The organism is Solimonas marina (genome assembly GCF_012241385.1).
Taxonomy (GTDB): Bacteria; Pseudomonadota; Gammaproteobacteria; order Nevskiales; family Nevskiaceae; genus Solimonas; species Solimonas marina.
Genome location: NZ_JAAVXB010000001.1, coordinates 556,487 through 571,245 on the forward strand (window position 1 = coordinate 556,487; position 14,759 = coordinate 571,245).

11 protein-coding genes are annotated in these 14,759 nt (G+C 61.2%); 9 read left to right on the forward strand and 2 right to left on the reverse strand.

Going from position 1 to position 14,759, the window contains the following annotated elements; genetic code table 11:
* Nucleotides 1-177 precede the first annotated feature (177 nt).
* The 4 genes from dnaA to gyrB all read left to right on the forward strand — a co-directional run bounded on the left by dnaA (nt 178) and on the right by gyrB (nt 6,498).
* Nucleotides 178-1,524, forward strand: coding sequence for a chromosomal replication initiator protein DnaA (gene dnaA / locus G7Y82_RS02390; protein ID WP_168146386.1), 1,347 nt, complete (start codon nt 178-180; stop codon nt 1,522-1,524).
* Nucleotides 1,525-1,681: 157 nt separating this feature from the next.
* Nucleotides 1,682-2,863, forward strand: a complete 1,182-nt coding sequence (gene dnaN / locus G7Y82_RS02395) for a DNA polymerase III subunit beta (protein ID WP_240954009.1) — start codon at nt 1,682-1,684, stop codon at nt 2,861-2,863.
* 9 nt (nt 2,864-2,872) lie between these two features.
* Nucleotides 2,873-3,934, forward strand: a complete 1,062-nt coding sequence (gene recF, locus G7Y82_RS02400) for a DNA replication/repair protein RecF (RefSeq protein WP_168146387.1) — start codon at nt 2,873-2,875, stop codon at nt 3,932-3,934.
* A gap of 92 nt (nt 3,935-4,026) precedes the next feature.
* Nucleotides 4,027-6,498 (forward strand): DNA topoisomerase (ATP-hydrolyzing) subunit B, encoded by a 2,472-nt coding sequence (gyrB, locus tag G7Y82_RS02405; protein WP_168146388.1) that lies wholly within the window; start codon nt 4,027-4,029, stop codon nt 6,496-6,498.
* 62 nt (nt 6,499-6,560) lie between these two features.
* Here the strand turns inward: gyrB and G7Y82_RS02410 are convergent, their stop codons facing one another.
* Together G7Y82_RS02410 and G7Y82_RS02415 are read right to left on the reverse strand one after the other, a co-directional pair.
* On the reverse strand, nt 6,561-7,151 hold the full coding sequence (locus G7Y82_RS02410; RefSeq protein ID WP_168146389.1) for a hypothetical protein: 591 nt from the start codon (nt 7,149-7,151) through the stop codon (nt 6,561-6,563).
* A gap of 10 nt (nt 7,152-7,161) precedes the next feature.
* Nucleotides 7,162-9,597, reverse strand: coding sequence for a penicillin-binding protein 1A (locus tag G7Y82_RS02415; RefSeq protein ID WP_168146390.1), 2,436 nt, complete (start codon nt 9,595-9,597; stop codon nt 7,162-7,164).
* A gap of 184 nt (nt 9,598-9,781) precedes the next feature.
* On the opposite strand from G7Y82_RS02415, the gene G7Y82_RS02420 reads away from it, so the two are divergent.
* Genes G7Y82_RS02420 through G7Y82_RS02440 form a run of 5 tightly spaced genes read left to right on the forward strand, consistent with a single transcriptional unit; the run spans nt 9,782 to nt 14,720 of the window.
* Nucleotides 9,782-10,870: a pilus assembly protein PilM gene (locus G7Y82_RS02420; protein ID WP_168146391.1), complete on the forward strand. Its 1,089-nt coding sequence runs from the start codon at nt 9,782-9,784 to the stop codon at nt 10,868-10,870.
* Nucleotides 10,867-11,451 carry a PilN domain-containing protein gene (locus G7Y82_RS02425; protein ID WP_168146392.1) on the forward strand — a complete coding sequence of 195 codons (585 nt, stop codon included), beginning with the start codon at nt 10,867-10,869 and terminating at the stop codon, nt 11,449-11,451. Before G7Y82_RS02420 ends, G7Y82_RS02425 begins: the two co-directional genes overlap by 4 nt.
* Complete coding sequence (locus tag G7Y82_RS02430) at nt 11,448-12,110, forward strand: type IV pilus inner membrane component PilO (RefSeq protein WP_168146393.1); 663 nt, start codon at nt 11,448-11,450, stop codon at nt 12,108-12,110. The genes G7Y82_RS02425 and G7Y82_RS02430 overlap by 4 nt, the downstream gene beginning before the upstream one ends.
* Nucleotides 12,107-12,616 (forward strand): pilus assembly protein PilP, encoded by a 510-nt coding sequence (locus tag G7Y82_RS02435; RefSeq protein WP_168146394.1) that lies wholly within the window; start codon nt 12,107-12,109, stop codon nt 12,614-12,616. The genes G7Y82_RS02430 and G7Y82_RS02435 overlap by 4 nt, the downstream gene beginning before the upstream one ends.
* A gap of 19 nt (nt 12,617-12,635) precedes the next feature.
* The gene (locus G7Y82_RS02440; protein WP_168146395.1) at nt 12,636-14,720 is read left to right on the forward strand and encodes a type IV pilus secretin PilQ; all 2,085 of its coding nucleotides are present in this window, start codon (nt 12,636-12,638) and stop codon (nt 14,718-14,720) included.
* Nucleotides 14,721-14,759: the final 39 nt, after the last annotated feature.

Genomic DNA, 14,759 nt, shown 5'->3' on the forward strand with positions numbered 1-14,759 from the left:
AACACAAAAAGGGCGCGGAGTGTACCGGGTGGCGAATCCGTGTTCAAGCGGCAGATATCGCATAACTTGTGGATAAGCCGGGACCGAAGGCTTTAGACTCTTCGTCCAGGCACCGCCGTGTGCCCATCCGCAGCGCCGGCCGCCGACGCGGCTGCCTAGCTCATCAATCAAAGAATCATGCACGAAGAGGATCTCTGGGCCCAGTGTGTCCGCTGGCTGGAGGGCGAACTGCCCGACCGCGACGTTCATACCTGGATACGCCCTCTGCAGCCGGTCATCATTCGCGACCGGCTTCATCTGCTGGCGCCCAATCGCCTGGTGCTCGACCGGGTCCGCCAGGATTTTCTGGAACTGATACAGCGCAGCTTGCGCGCCAACGGCGGCAGCGCGGTCGGTGAAGTCGAACTGAGCGTCGGCAGTGCCGATATTCGCAGCGTCGCAGCCGAACCCTCGATGCTGGGCACGCTGGATAGCGGTCCCGCCGAGGAAAGCCTGCCGGTGCCAACCGGCAAGCTGAATCCGGACTACCGCTTCGACAATTTCATCGAGGGCAAATCGAACGCCCACGCACGCGCCGCAGCACAGCACGTGGTCGAAACCCCGGGGGGACCGTACAACCCGCTGCTGATCTACGGCAGCTCCGGCCTCGGCAAGACCCATCTGATGCACGCGGTCGGCAACGCCATCATCGGCGAGCGTCCGGCCCGTGCACGCGTTGCCTACGTCGGCGCCGAGCAGTGGATGAATCAGTTCACGTCGGCGATCCGTCACGGCCGCATGGACGAGTTCAAGAACCTGTATCGCTCGGTCGACGCGCTGCTGATCGACGACATTCATTTCTTCGCGCACAAGGAACGAACCCAGGAAGAGTTCTTCCACACCTTCAACGCGCTGATCGACGGCCGCAAGCAGATCGTGCTGACGTCGGATCGCTATCCGAAGGACGTCGACGGCATCGACGAACGTCTGAAGTCGCGTTTCACCTGGGGCCTGGCCGTGGCCGTCGAGCCGCCGGACCTGGAGACTCGCGTCGCGATCCTGCAGTCCAAGGCCGATCAGAATCAGGTCAAGCTGCCGAAAGACGTGGCGATGTTCGTCGCCCAGCGCGTGCGCTCCAACGTCCGTGAACTGGAAGGGGCACTGCTGCGATTGTCGGCCAGCGCGCGACTGCGCGGCGAGGCGATGACCGTGGAGTTCGCACGTGCCACGCTCAAGGACATGCTCGCCGCCTACGAGCGCATGGTGACGATCGACAACATCAAGCGTACGGTCGCGAACTACTACAACATCCGTGTCACCGATCTGAATTCGCCGCGACGGACCCGATCGCTGGCCAGGCCACGCCAGGTCGCGATGGCCCTGGCCAAGGAACTGACGCAGCACAGCCTGCCGGAGATTGGCGAGGCCTTCGGCAAGGACCACACGACGGTCCTGCATGCCTGTCGCAAGGTCGCCGAGCTACGCGAGGCGGAAGTGAAATATCGCGAGGATTATGAAAACCTGCAGCGACAGCTGGGCTTTTAAGAAGTTGTGCGCTGAAGTGGGGTGAGCGTCTGGACAGCGCGCCGAACAAGCTGTGGATAGAATTGATGCAAGGCTTATCCACAACTCGTTCGAGCGGCCTTACAGGGGTTTACGGTAGCGTTTTTTGATTTCAAGTTTTTGATTTTTAATATTTTTTTTGGATTATCAACACGCATGGGACAGGCCTGTTATTGCTGGTCTGAAGTTCTTACGAAAAGACGAAAACAATCGGTCGACTATGAAACTGCAAGTTGGACGTAACGAGTTGTTGTCGGCGCTGTCGGCAGTGATCGGCGTGGTTGAGCGACGGCAGACCTTGCCGGTGCTGTCGAACTTCCTGCTCGATCTGCGCGACGACGAACTGGTCGTGACGGGGACCGATCTGGAAATCGAGCTGGAAGCGCGAGCCCGTGTGCAGAATCTCGCGCCTGGTCGTGCGACGGTACCGGCACGCAAGCTTTTCGATATCTGCCGCGGTCTACCGGAAGGTGCCGAAATCAGTCTCGAAGTCGGCGGCGACAAAGCGCTACTGAAGTCGGGTCGTAGCCGCTATTCGTTGTCGTGCTTGAAGGCCGATGAATTTCCGGCGCTAGGCCGAGTCACGGACGGCCGCGAGTTGAGCATGGCGCAGGCCCAGCTCCGCTCGTTGATCGAACGAACGCAATTCGCGATGGCACAGCAGGACGTGCGCTATTACCTCAACGGCACCTTGCTTGAGGTGGATGCGGGCCGCGTTCGTGCTGTCGCCACCGACGGTCATCGCTTGGCGTTGAGCGAAGCGACGCTGGAGACGGGAATCAGTGAACGGATTCAGGTCATCGTGCCGCGCAAGGCGATCCTGGAATTGCAGCGTCTGCTTGATTCGACTGATGAACCGGCAAAGGTCCGTATCAGCGCCACGCAGATCGAGGTGGACCTCGACGTCGTCAGGCTGACGACCAAACTGATCGATGGCCGTTTCCCGGACTATGAGCGGGTGGTGCCGGAATCGGGCGACAAGAAACTGCAGGCGGATCGCGAGATGGTGAAGCGGGCGTTGGCGCGGACGGCGATTCTGTCGAACGAGAAGTTTCGTGGCGTGCGCCTGACGATTGATGGCAGCAAACTGAGCCTGCAGACGCACAACCCGGAACACGAGGAAGCGGAAGAAGATCTGGAAGTCGGCTATGAAGGCGGCCCGATCGAAATCGGCTTCAACGTTAATTATTTGCTCGATGCACTCGGTGCCTTGAACAGCGAGCAGTTCGTGATGGAACTGAAGAATGCCGATTCGAGCGGCCTGATCCACGCGCTCGACGACGAGTCGAGCAAATACGTCGTCATGCCGATGCGACTGTGAGTCCTGTTCATGCGGATTGTTCAGCTCAAGGCTGAAAATTTCCGCCGCTTCGAACGATTGAGCCTGCCGCTGTCGAGCAGGCTCAATTTGTTTGTGGGGGAGAACGCGGCCGGCAAGACGAGCTTGCTGGAGATGCTGTACTGCCTGAATCGGGCTCGATCGTTTCGCGGCAATGTGATGTCGGAGCTGGCCGGGCCGGCGAGCCGGCAATGGACGGTCTTTGGTGCAAGTGAAGACCACGATGGTTTGCCGCATACCAGCGGCGTGCAGTGGAACGGCGATGCGCTCGATATTCGCGTCGACCGGTCGGCTGTGCGGAGCATGGAGCTGCTCCGCCTGTGCCCGACGCAGATACTGGAACCGGGCATGCACCGTGTGGTTCTGGAAGGGCCGACGTATCGGCGTAGTTTTATCGATTGGGGAGTGTTCCACGTGGAACATTCCTTTCTGCCGACATGGCGTCGATACCGACGAGCCTTGAAGCAGCGCAATCAGCTGTTGAGGACACGGCGGTCTTCCAATGAGGTTGCAGCTTGGGAGCCTGAGCTGGCCGAAAGCGGCGAGGCGCTGCACGCGCTTCGTGTTCGGCATCTGGCTTCTATCGCGACGGCAGTCAACGAACGAATACGCAGCTTCCTCGATGAGGGTGAGTGGACCTTCGATCTCAATCCTGGCTGGAAAGCGGATGTGGCGCTGCGCGAGGCGCTGGCACAGCATCGCGCGCGCGACCAGGAGTTGGGCACGACATCCGCCGGACCGCATCGTGCTGAACTGAAGATCCGGGCCGACGCCCGTAGCGTTCGCAACCGGATCAGCCGCGGGCAGCAGAAGCTGTTGTTGGCGGCGATGCTGCTCGCTCAGTGCGACGAAATCGCCAGATCGAGCGGTCGAGCACCCATCGTATTGATTGACGACTTCACGGCAGAGCTGGCGCCGCGATTCCAGGCGCGCCTCGCTGATGCATTAGCGGGCTACGCTGGTCAGAGCTTTGTTACCGCGTTCGAGCCCGTCCCGTCTCTGGACGCCGTTGCGACGATGTTCCACGTGGAACATGGAAAAGTCCGGCGATGACCCCATCTATACCAATCTTTTCCCCAGCTTTATCCCCGGAGCAAAAGGCTGGCGGATGCTAAAATTAACGCTTCACATTCGAGCATTGATCGATGACTGCGCCAGCCCAGCCTGATTACGACGAATCCAGCATCCAGCAGCTTGAGGGTCTTGAAGCCGTACGCAAGCGCCCCGGCATGTACATTGGCGATACGTCCGACGGCACGGGCCTGCACCACATGGTGTTCGAGGTCGTCGACAACGCGATCGACGAAGCCCTGGCGGGTCATTGCGATGACATCGTCGTCACGATCCACACGGATAACTCGATCTCGGTGACCGATAACGGTCGCGGTATCCCGGTCGGCGTGAAGTTCGACGACAAGCACGAGCCGAAGCGCACCGCGGCGGAAATCGTCATGTGCGTGCTGCACGCAGGCGGCAAGTTCAACCAGAACAGCTACAAGGTTTCCGGTGGCTTGCACGGCGTCGGTGTGTCCTGCGTCAATGCGCTGTCGAAGTGGCTGAAGTTGACGATTCGTCGCGACGGCAAAAAGCACTTCATGGAGTTTCAACGCGGTCACGCGGTCGATCGCGTGATCGACGTGCAGAACGGCGTCGAAGTATCGCCGCTGAAGATCGTCGGCGACACTGACAAGCGCGGCACTGAGGTGCACTATCTGGCCGACGAGGAAATCTTCGGCAAGGTCGACTACAACTACGACATCTTCGCCAAGCGTCTGCGCGAGCTGTCGTTCCTCAACAATGGCGTGCGTATCCGCCTGATCGACGAGCGCAACGGCAAGGAAGAGGATTTCGCGTTTTCCGGTGGTGTGAAGGGCTTCGTCGACTACATCAACAAGGCCAAGACCACGCTGCATCCGAGTGTCTTTCACTCGACCGGTACGTCGACGGTGGCGCTCGGCAGCGGCATCAACGTCGAAGTGTCCGTCGAAGTCGCGATGCAGTGGAACGACAGCTACACCGAGCAGGTGCTGTGCTTCACCAACAACATTCCGCAGGCCGACGGCGGGACACATCTGACGGGTCTGCGCGCGGCGATGACGCGTGTCATCAACAAGTTCATCGAGGAAAACGAGTACGCCAAGAAGGCCAAGGTCGACATCACCGGTGACGACATGCGCGAAGGCCTGGCTTGCGTCTTGTCGGTGAAGATGCCGGATCCGAAGTTTGCGTCGCAGACCAAGATGAAACTGGTGTCGAGCGAGGCACGGCCGGCGGTCGAAGAGGTGGTTGCCGAGAAGCTCGCCGAGTTCCTGCTGGAACGTCCGGCCGAAGCCAAAGTCATCTGCAGCAAGATCGTCGAAGCCGCGACTGCGCGCGAAGCGGCGCGCAAGGCGCGTGAAATGACGCGTCGCAAAGGCGTGATGGACGGTATCGGCCTGCCGGGCAAACTGGCCGACTGCCAGGAAAAGGATCCGTCGAAGTCGGAGCTGTTCCTGGTCGAGGGTGATTCGGCCGGTGGCAGCGCCAAGCAGGGGCGCGACCGTCAGTTTCAGGCGATCCTGCCGCTGAAGGGCAAGATCCTCAATGTCGAGCGCGCCCGCCTGGAGAAGATGCTGTCGTCACAGGAAGTGGCAACGCTGATCACGGCCCTGGGCTGTGGCATCGGCAAGGATGACTTCAAGCCGGAAAAGCTGCGCTATCACCGCATCATCATCATGACGGACGCCGACGTCGACGGTGCGCACATTCGTACGCTGCTGCTGACGTTCTTCTATCGGCACATGTACACGCTGGTCGAGCGTGGCCATGTTTATATCGCGCAGCCGCCGCTGTACAAGCTGAAGAGCGGCAAGCACGAGACCTACGTCAAGGACGATCACGAACTCAACGAGTGGCTGATCGGCACCGCGCTCGACGGCGCGAGCCTGCACGCCGGTGGCACCCAGGTGCCGGACGAAACGCTGGTCGCCCTGAGCCGCGAATATGCATCGGTCGGCGAACTGATCGATCGCCTGGGCCGCCGCTACGAGCATCACGTGTTGAGCGAGCTCGCCAAGCTCTCGCCGTTGCCCGAAGGCGAGGCGGAGCTGGCAGACTGGGCGCAGCGCTACGCCGCGGCGCTCAACGCCGATGGTTTGCGTGGACATTTCGCGGTCGAGGCCCGTCTGGGCAGCGAAGGGCCGCTGGTACAGGTCTCGCGCAATATTCACGGAAATCAGCAAGTATTTGCTTTTAATGCAGATTTCTTTGGCGGATCAGACTACGCACGAATTGCCGCGCTGCGTCGTCGCATCAATGAACTGGGCCGCCAGGGGCTGGACGCCAAGCGCGGCGAGCGCAGCTTCCATGCCGAAAGCTTCGATACGGCTTATGGCTGGTTGTTGTCGGAAGCCCGTCGCGGTCTGCATGTGCAGCGCTACAAGGGTCTCGGCGAGATGAATCCCGAGCAGCTCAGCGAGACCACACTGGAGCCGCAGAATCGCCGCTTGGTCAAGGTCGATATCGAAGACGTGGTGGCCGCCGATCAGATCTTCACGACGCTGATGGGCGAGCACGTGGAACCGCGGCGTGACTTTATCGAGAAGAACGCCTTGCTGGTCGGTAATCTCGACCTTTAGGGCAGAACGCTGAAAGACGCCCGGACGCCGCATCGGCAGCGTCCGGGCGTTTTCGTTGGGGCTCAGTTGCTGGCCAGCGCGATCGCTTCGTCGAGATTCAGTCGTGCGTACGGCAGGCCGGTCATCGGACTGATCGGCGTTCGGCGCAGGTCGTCGGTCATGAAGACGGCAAGGTCGACGCCAACACCATCGGTACTGAAGCGCAGCAAGGGGACCTGTTCTTCGCGGCCACCCGGATATTTGTAGCGGCGCTCGTCAATGTCGAAGTCGATGCCACGATCGAGCAGGAACATGTCGAGCAATTCCGATTGCTCGGCAAACACGTGTAGCTGCAGGTGGTGGGCAACGGTCACCGCACCGCTGACCGCGCCACCGGTCAGGCGCGGCTCGAAAGCCGCCAGACTGCGCATCAATCGCGGCGCAAGCTGACGCATTCGTGCCAGCCTTTGTGTATATGCGGCGCCGCCGAACAGCCGTAGATAATCAATCACCGCAGCGTCGACCTGTCCGTTATCCGGCAGCGACGTATGACGCGATGGCAGGCCGAGCCGATGCAATGCCTTGAGCTTTGCTGCGTGATAGTCGATCAGCGACTCGCTGCAGACGATGCGAGCTGCTTCTTCGGCGATGACGTTGCGCAGTGGTGCCTGCATCGGACGACCGTCAGTAAAGATCCTCGAGGCCGGCCTTGTTCGGATCGTGGCGCGGATCGTTGGTTTCGGGCTCGGGGACGTGATCCTGTTGGACGATATCGAAAACGGCGTCCGGCGAGCCCGGCGGCGCGAGCTTGCCGGTCTTCGGGTCGATACGCACTTCAACCAGGCCCGGCGGCTGCGGCAATCGCGCTTGCGGCACGTCCTTCAAGGCGGCGCGCATGTAGTCGATCCAGATCGGCAGCGCGGCCTTGGCGCCCACTTCGCCGCGGCCCAGCGGCGTTGGTTGGTCATAGCCGACCCAGGCGACGCCGACCTGCGTTTCCTGAAAGCCATTGAACCAGGCGTCCGTCTGGTCGTTGGTGGTGCCGGTCTTGCCGGCCAGATCGCTGCGATGCAGGACGTTGGTGCCGGCACCGGTTCCGCGCGTGGCGACGTCATGCATCATGTCCGAAATCAGCCAATCGACCTGCGGTGACACGGTCCGCGTGGCCACGCCGCCGGTGTCGCTGTCGCCTGCGGTCGCTCCGTCCATGGGCGTCGTCTGCGTGCCTGCCGGAGTGTTGTTCGTTGCAGTCTGTTCGGGCGACGCTACGTTTGCCGCATCGCCGCCTTGTTCGTTCTCGCTGCCGTCATCCGGGCACTCCGGGCAAGCATGCTTGGGGTTCGCGGTGTACAGCGTCTTGCCGTCGCTGTCGCGCACTTCCGCGACGAAATAGGGGTCGACCAGGAAACCGCCGTTGGCAATCGTCGCGAAGCCGCGTGCCATTTCCAGCGGTGTAAACACGGCGCTGCCGAGTGCCATTGTCAGGTCGTTCGGCAAGCGGTCGACCGGCAGGCCGAAGCGCTGGACGTACTGCTTGGTGTAGTCGATGCCGATCGCCTGCAAGAGCCGGATCGAGACCAGATTACGCGAGTGCACGAGCGCCTCGCGCAGGCTCATCGGACCTTTGAGGTCGCCCTCGAAATTCTCCGGTCGCCAGGACGAATCGACCGACGGATCGTCGAAAACCACCGGCGCGTCGAGGAAGATGGATGCCGGCGTGTAGCCGTCGGCAAGACCGGCCGCGTAGAGGAAGGGTTTGAAGCCCGAACCGACCTGGCGGCGTGCCTGCGTCGCACGGTTGAACTTGTTGCTGTAGAAATCGAAACCGCCGACCAGCGCGTCGATCGCGCCATCCTTGGGCGCGAGGCCGACAAAAGCGCCCTGGACGGTCGGAATCTCGGCCAGACGCCAGCGATCGCCGTCGCGGCGAATGCGAATCAGGTCCCCTGGGATCAGCGGCTTCTTGCCGAGACGCGCCCAGGCAAAATCTTTCGGCTCCAGTGTCAGCGCGCCATTGCCGGTCATCACCTTCAGCGCGCTATCGTCCTGCGAGACGACGACCGCCGGCAGCAAACCGGCCACCGGTGCGTGCTCGTCAAGTGCGTCGAGCAGCGCTTCATGGCCGTTGGCACTCAACACGTCCTCGGACAGATGTGCCTCCGGTCCGCGATAACTGTGCCGTTCGTCGTATGCCAGCAGGGCGTCGCGCAGTCCGGCCACGGCGGCGGTCTGCTTCGTCGAGTCGATGGTCGTGACGACCGTCAGGCCGCGGTCGTAAACGTCGTCGCCATAGCGATCGACCGCCCAGGCGCGTGCCATTTCAGCGACGTACTGTGCGTCGACGTCGACCTTGGCCTGATAGGGATGCGTCGTCTCCGGCTCCGCGCGTGCGTGCTCATACTGCGCTTGCGTGATGTAACCGAGGTCACGCATGCGACCGAGCACGTAGTTGCGGCGATCGCGCGCGCGCTGTGGATTGGCGATCGGGTTGTCGCGCGACGGCGCCTTCGGCAGCCCGGCGATGGTCGCGATCTGCGCCAGGCTCAGGTCATGAATGTCCTTGCCGAAATAGACATAGGACGCAGCGCCGACGCCATAAGCGCGTTCGCCGAGAAAGATCTTGTTGAGGTAGAGCTCCAGGATTTCCTTCTTCGTGAGCTCGTGCTCGATCCGCAGGGAGAGCAGTATCTCCTTGAACTTACGGGTAAAAGTTCGCTCGTTCGAGAGAAAAACGTTGCGCGCCAGCTGCATGGTGATGGTGCTGCCACCCTGCGTCTTCTGTCCCGTCAGCGCGAGCTTGACGGCCGCACGCATCAGGCCTTCCCAGTCGACGCCCGGGTGCTCGAAGAAGCGGTCGTCTTCGGCCGCGAGGAAGGCGTGTATCACCTCGGGCGGAATCTGATCGTAGTGCAGCAAGGTCCGGCGCTCGGCGCCGAATTCACCGATCAGCTTGCCATCGCTGGTTGTAACGCGCAGCGGGACCGAAAGCTGGATCTGGCGGATCGTGTCGACTGGCGGCAGATCGGCACTCAAATGCCGGATGCCGATCCAGACCGTTGCCGCGCCGATCAGCGCTAAAACCGCCACACAAAGTGTCGTTATCAATATCCAGCGTTTCATGATTTTTCGCCGCTTCTGCGCGTAGCAGGGGGCCTGTCGAGTTGCAGAATGTTTACTTAAGCTTCAGATAGTTGCCGGAAGAACCTAGCGTTGCGGCGAAAGTTCTTTCCGTTATAGTACGGTTCCGGGCCGGAAAAGTGTTTCGGGCACGCGGGGGAAAGTCAACGCGGCGGTACGAGGCTTTATGGCGATCAAACAATCGCTGTTTGGCGGGGGAGATCAGCATCTGATCGGCCTGGACATCAGTTCCAGCGCGGTGAAACTGCTGGAGTTGTCGCGCAAGGGAGAGCGATTCCACGTCGAGGCATATGCCGTGGAACCGCTGCCGCCGAACGCCGTCTCCGACAAACAGATTACAGAACCACAGCTGGTGGCCGATGCCATCGGCCGTGCGGTCAATCGTGCCGGGACGCGCACGCGTCAGGCCGCCGTGGCCGTTTCGGGCACCGCGGTCATTTCGAAGCTCATTGAAATGCCGTCGTCGCTGAGCGAGGACGAGCTCGAGGAGCAGATCCGCGCCGAGGCCGATCAGTACATTCCGTACCCGATCGACGAAGTGAATGTCGATTTCGAGATCGTCGGCCCGAACGCCAAGAACTCGGAAATGAGTGACGTGCTGCTGGCGGCGTGTCGCAAGGAATTCGTCGATCAGCGCTGCGCGGCGATCGAGTTGGCCGGCCTCAAACCCAAAGTCGTCGATATCGAGACCTACTCGCTCGAGAACGCCAGCGTGTTTCTCGAGCATCAGATGCCCGATGGCGGGCGCGGCAAGACGATCGCGATCGTCGATGTCGGTGGTACCACCAGCACGCTGCTGGTGCTGCATGACGGTCACACGATCTATACGCGTGACCAGAGCTTCGGTGGCCGTCAGCTGACCGAGGACATCATGCGCCACTACGCGATGGGCATTGATGAAGCCGAGCGCGGCAAACGCGATGGCACGCTGCCGGCCGATTACGCCGAGGACGTGCTGCCCGGTTTCATCGCCGACATGGCGATGCAGATCGAGCGCTCGTTGCAGTTCTTCTTCTCGGCGGTCACGCAGTACACGCAAATCGATCAGATCATCCTGGCCGGCGGCTGTGCGCAGATCACCGGCATCGACGCTGCAATCCAGGAGCGCCTGCAGATTCCGACGGTGACGGCGCGGCCGTTCGGGCAGATGAGCGTTGGTTCACGGGCCAAGCCCGCCTTGCTCGCGCGTGATGAGCCATCGTTACTGATCGCCTGTGGCTTGGCATTTCGGGCGTTCGACGAGCCACGGCCATGACCACACGCATCAATCTTCGCGACTGGCGCGCCGAGCGCCGCGAGCAGCGCAAGAAAAAGTTCGCGGCGATGATGGGCTTGGCGGCCTTCGGTGCGGCCGCCGTGGTTGTTGTGTCGATGGTGGTGATGAATGCCGCCGTCGACAACCAGCGCACGCGCAACAGTCGATTGCAGGCCGAAATTCGCGAAATGGATCAAAAGACCAAGGAGATCGAGGATCTCCAGAAGGTCAAGGACAACCTGCTGGCGCGCATGAAGGTCATCGAAGATCTGCAGGCCAATCGCGCGGCGACCGTGCACTTCTTTGACGAGATCGTCAGTACATTGCCGAACGGGGTGAATCTGACGTCTCTGAAGGAACAGGGCAGCAGCGTCACACTCGATGGCATTGCCGACTCCAACGGTCGCATTTCGACGTATATGAAGAATCTTGATGCGTCACCGTGGTTTGCCGATCCGCGGCTGGTCGTCATCAAGAGTAATGACAAGGATCATCAGCGCAAGTCCAGCTTCACGCTGACCGTCAAGGTGCTCAACCGTCCCGACGACAAGCAGTCCGTCGAACAGGAGGACAGCCCATGACACCGCAGGAAGTTCTCAATCAGCTGCAGACGCTGGACGCGAACAATCCGGGCGCCTGGCCGAAGTGGGTTCGCATCGCTGCGGCGATCGGGCTGGCGGCGGCGCTCATTTTCGCCGGCATCTGGGTCATCGTTCGGCCGATCCATGAAGAACTGGTTTCGTCTCGCGGGCAGGAACTGAAGCTGCGTAAGGAATTCGAGGAGAAGCAGAAGAAGGTCGCGGCGCTCGATGCTTATCGCGAGCAACTCGCCGAGATGGAACGCACCTTCGGCGCGATGCTCAAGCAGTTACCGAGCAAGGCCGAAGTGGCCAACCTGCTCAACGACATTTCCCAGACGCGCATTGCCAGCGGTCTTGACGAGGAACTGTTCCAGCCGCAGGGCGAAGTGCCGAAGGAGTTCTACGCGGAAATCCCGAACAAGATCGTCGTCGTTGGTGATTACCACGAGATGGGCAACTTCGTCAGCGGCGTCGCCGCGCTGCCACGCATCGTCACGATCGAAGACGTCGAGATCAAGCCGATCAATGCCAAGGCCGGATCGTCGACGCAGTTACGCATGACGGCGGTTGCGAAGACTTACCGCTACCTTGACGACGACGAGATTGCTGCGCAAAGCCAGAGCAAGAACAAGGGCAAAAAGAAGGGAGGCCGGAAATGAGCATCCGCGCACTCCTGATCTTTGCTCTGGCGCTGGGCGTCACCGCCTGCGGTTCGAATAACTCGGACCTCGATCGCTACATCGCCGAAGTCAAAGCTCGCAAGTCCAAGAACATCGAGCCAATCCCGCAGGTCAAGCCCTATCAGCCGTACAGCTACACGATGGCCGGCAAGCGCGATCCATTCGTACTCGGCGATCCCAACGCCAACTCCGAGCGTAATCCGAACGGTCCGCGCCCGAATCTGCGTCGAAATCGCGAACCGCTTGAGGAATATCCGCTCGATGCGCTGAGCATGATGGGCGTTATCACGACGCCGCAGGCCACCTATGCGCTGGTCAAGGCACCGGACGGTGTCGTGCATCGTGTCGGTCTGCACGAGCATATGGGCCAGAACTATGGCGAAGTCGTCGCCATTGATGAATCCGAAATCAAGCTGCTCGAACTGGTGCCGGACGGTTTCGGCGGCTGGACGCAGCGCAGCGCCAGCCTCGCGCTGAGCCAGTGACGCTTTTCAGGGAGTTGCCATGTTGAAGCTCGCCGCCCCGTGTTTCCGACACCTTGCCGGTCTGCTGCTGATCCTGCTGGCCGGTCGTGCGTACGCACAGGGTCCGAATCATCTGCTGCAGGGTATCGATTTTGTTGCGCAACAAGGCGACAGCATGTTGCTGACGCTGACCGTCTCCGACGGCGTGCCGGAGCCGACGGCGTTCACCATCGACAGCCCGGCACGGCTGTCGATCGACTTGCCGGATACGGCGATCGCCCTCGACGATCCGTACCGCAAGATCGGCATGGGCAACGTCGAGAGCGTCGCCGCCGTGCAGGCGGCTGGCCGGACGCGCATCGTCGTCGAGTTGCGTGAGATGGCGCCGTATCATCTGCGTCGAGAGGGCAACAAGCTCTATGTTGAAATCGACAACCCGGTCGCGGCACCGGCCAGCACGTCAAGTGCATCATTGCCGGCCATCAGCGCCAACAACAGCGCCATCAGCAACATCGATTTCCGACGCGGCGAGCAAGGCCAGGGCCGTATCGTCGTCAGCATGAGCAACCCGCACACCATGGTCGACGTGCGTGACGACGATGATCGTATCGTCGCGGTGTTTCGCAACACCAGCTTGCCGGAAAAACTCGCGCATCGACTCGATGTGATCGACTTTGCGACACCCGTGAAGTACATCGACACCAAACGCGATGGACCTGATACACAGCTGATCGTCACGCCCACGCAAGGTGCAAGCTTCGATCAGGCGGCGTATCAGTCTGGAGGTCTTTATACGATCGAACTGCAGCCGCTGACGCAGGCCAAACTGGAAGAGCGGCAGCGCAACGAACCGCAGTACAAGGGCGAGAAAATCTCGCTGTCGTTCCAGAACATCGATATTCGCGCGCTGCTGCAGATCATCGCCGACGTGGCCGGCACCAACATGGTCATCAGCGATTCGGTCAAGGGCAATATCGCGATGCGTCTGCAGAACGTGCCCTGGGATCAGGCGCTCGACATCATCCTGCGGTCCAAGGGCCTTGGGATGCGTCAGCAGGGCAATGTGATGATGGTCGCGCCGGTCGAGGAGATCGCGGCGCGCGAGAAGGCCGAGCTCGAAGCGGAGAAGCAGAAGACCGAACTGGCGCCGCTGCGCTCGGAAATCATCCAGGTCAATTACGCCAAGGCGTCCGACATCAAGGCACTGCTGGGTTCGGACAAGACCTCGCTGTTGTCGGATCGCGGCCGCGTCACGGTCGACGAGCGTACCAATACGCTGTTGGTGCTCGAAACGCAGGACAAGATCGCCGAGATTCGCAAGCTCGTTGCGCGACTCGACATTCCGGTGCGTCAGGTGCTGATCGAGTCGCGCATCGTCATCGCCAACGAAGACTATGCGCGCGAACTCGGCACCAAGTTCGGCGTCAGCACGATTGGCAGCATCGGCAACACGCAGATCGGCCAGAGCGGCACGGCGACCGGTGCGCGCAACGTGCTCGGCGGGACCACGCCACTGCTCGATGACGCGTACTCCGTGAATCTGCCGACTTCGGATAGTGGTGCCCCCAGTATCGGCTGGACGATCCTCGGCTCTGACTTCCAGGTCGACCTCGAACTGCAGGCGCTGCAGACCGAAGGTCGTGGCGAGGTGATCTCGTCGCCGCGCGTCGTCACCGCCAACGGCAAGCAGGCCACCATCGAGCAAGGCCAGGAAATCCCGTATCAGACGTCGAGCAGTAACAGCGGCACCAACACGCAGTTCAAGAAGGCGGTGCTGTCACTGACGGTGGCGCCGCAGATCACGCCGGACAATCGCGTGATCATGGATCTCAACGTCACGAATGACAGCAAGGGCACGGACGTCAACACCGGTACCGGCGGTACGGCACCGGCGATCGACACGCGCAAGCTCGATACGCAGGTGCTGGTCCGCAGTGGCGATACCGTCGTGCTCGGCGGTGTGTTCCAGCATTCGACGACGGACTCGACGTCGAAGGTACCGTTGCTTGGCGACATCCCGCTGCTCGGCTTCCTGTTCCGCAATAGCGACAAGGAAGACAGCAAGCGAGAGCTGCTGATCTTCGTGACGCCCAAGGTGTTGCAGGAAGGGCTGAAGGTCGACTGATGCACGGAGTCGTGGTCACGGGCTGCCGCGTCTCGACGT

Excerpts from the sequence above, each read along its gene's own strand:
- dnaA (WP_168146386.1), top strand. The coding sequence starts at position 178 with ATGCACGAAGAGGATCTCTGGGCCCAGTGTGTCCGCTGGCTGGAGGGC.
- recF (WP_168146387.1), top strand. The coding sequence starts at position 2,873 with ATGCGGATTGTTCAGCTCAAGGCTGAAAATTTCCGCCGCTTCGAACGA.
- gyrB (WP_168146388.1), top strand. The coding sequence starts at position 4,027 with ATGACTGCGCCAGCCCAGCCTGATTACGACGAATCCAGCATCCAGCAG.
- G7Y82_RS02410 (WP_168146389.1), bottom strand. The coding sequence starts at position 7,151 with ATGCAGGCACCACTGCGCAACGTCATCGCCGAAGAAGCAGCTCGCATC.
- G7Y82_RS02415 (WP_168146390.1), bottom strand. The coding sequence starts at position 9,597 with ATGAAACGCTGGATATTGATAACGACACTTTGTGTGGCGGTTTTAGCG.
- G7Y82_RS02420 (WP_168146391.1), top strand. The coding sequence starts at position 9,782 with ATGGCGATCAAACAATCGCTGTTTGGCGGGGGAGATCAGCATCTGATC.
- G7Y82_RS02425 (WP_168146392.1), top strand. The coding sequence starts at position 10,867 with ATGACCACACGCATCAATCTTCGCGACTGGCGCGCCGAGCGCCGCGAG.
- G7Y82_RS02430 (WP_168146393.1), top strand. The coding sequence starts at position 11,448 with ATGACACCGCAGGAAGTTCTCAATCAGCTGCAGACGCTGGACGCGAAC.
- G7Y82_RS02435 (WP_168146394.1), top strand. The coding sequence starts at position 12,107 with ATGAGCATCCGCGCACTCCTGATCTTTGCTCTGGCGCTGGGCGTCACC.
- G7Y82_RS02440 (WP_168146395.1), top strand. The coding sequence starts at position 12,636 with ATGTTGAAGCTCGCCGCCCCGTGTTTCCGACACCTTGCCGGTCTGCTG.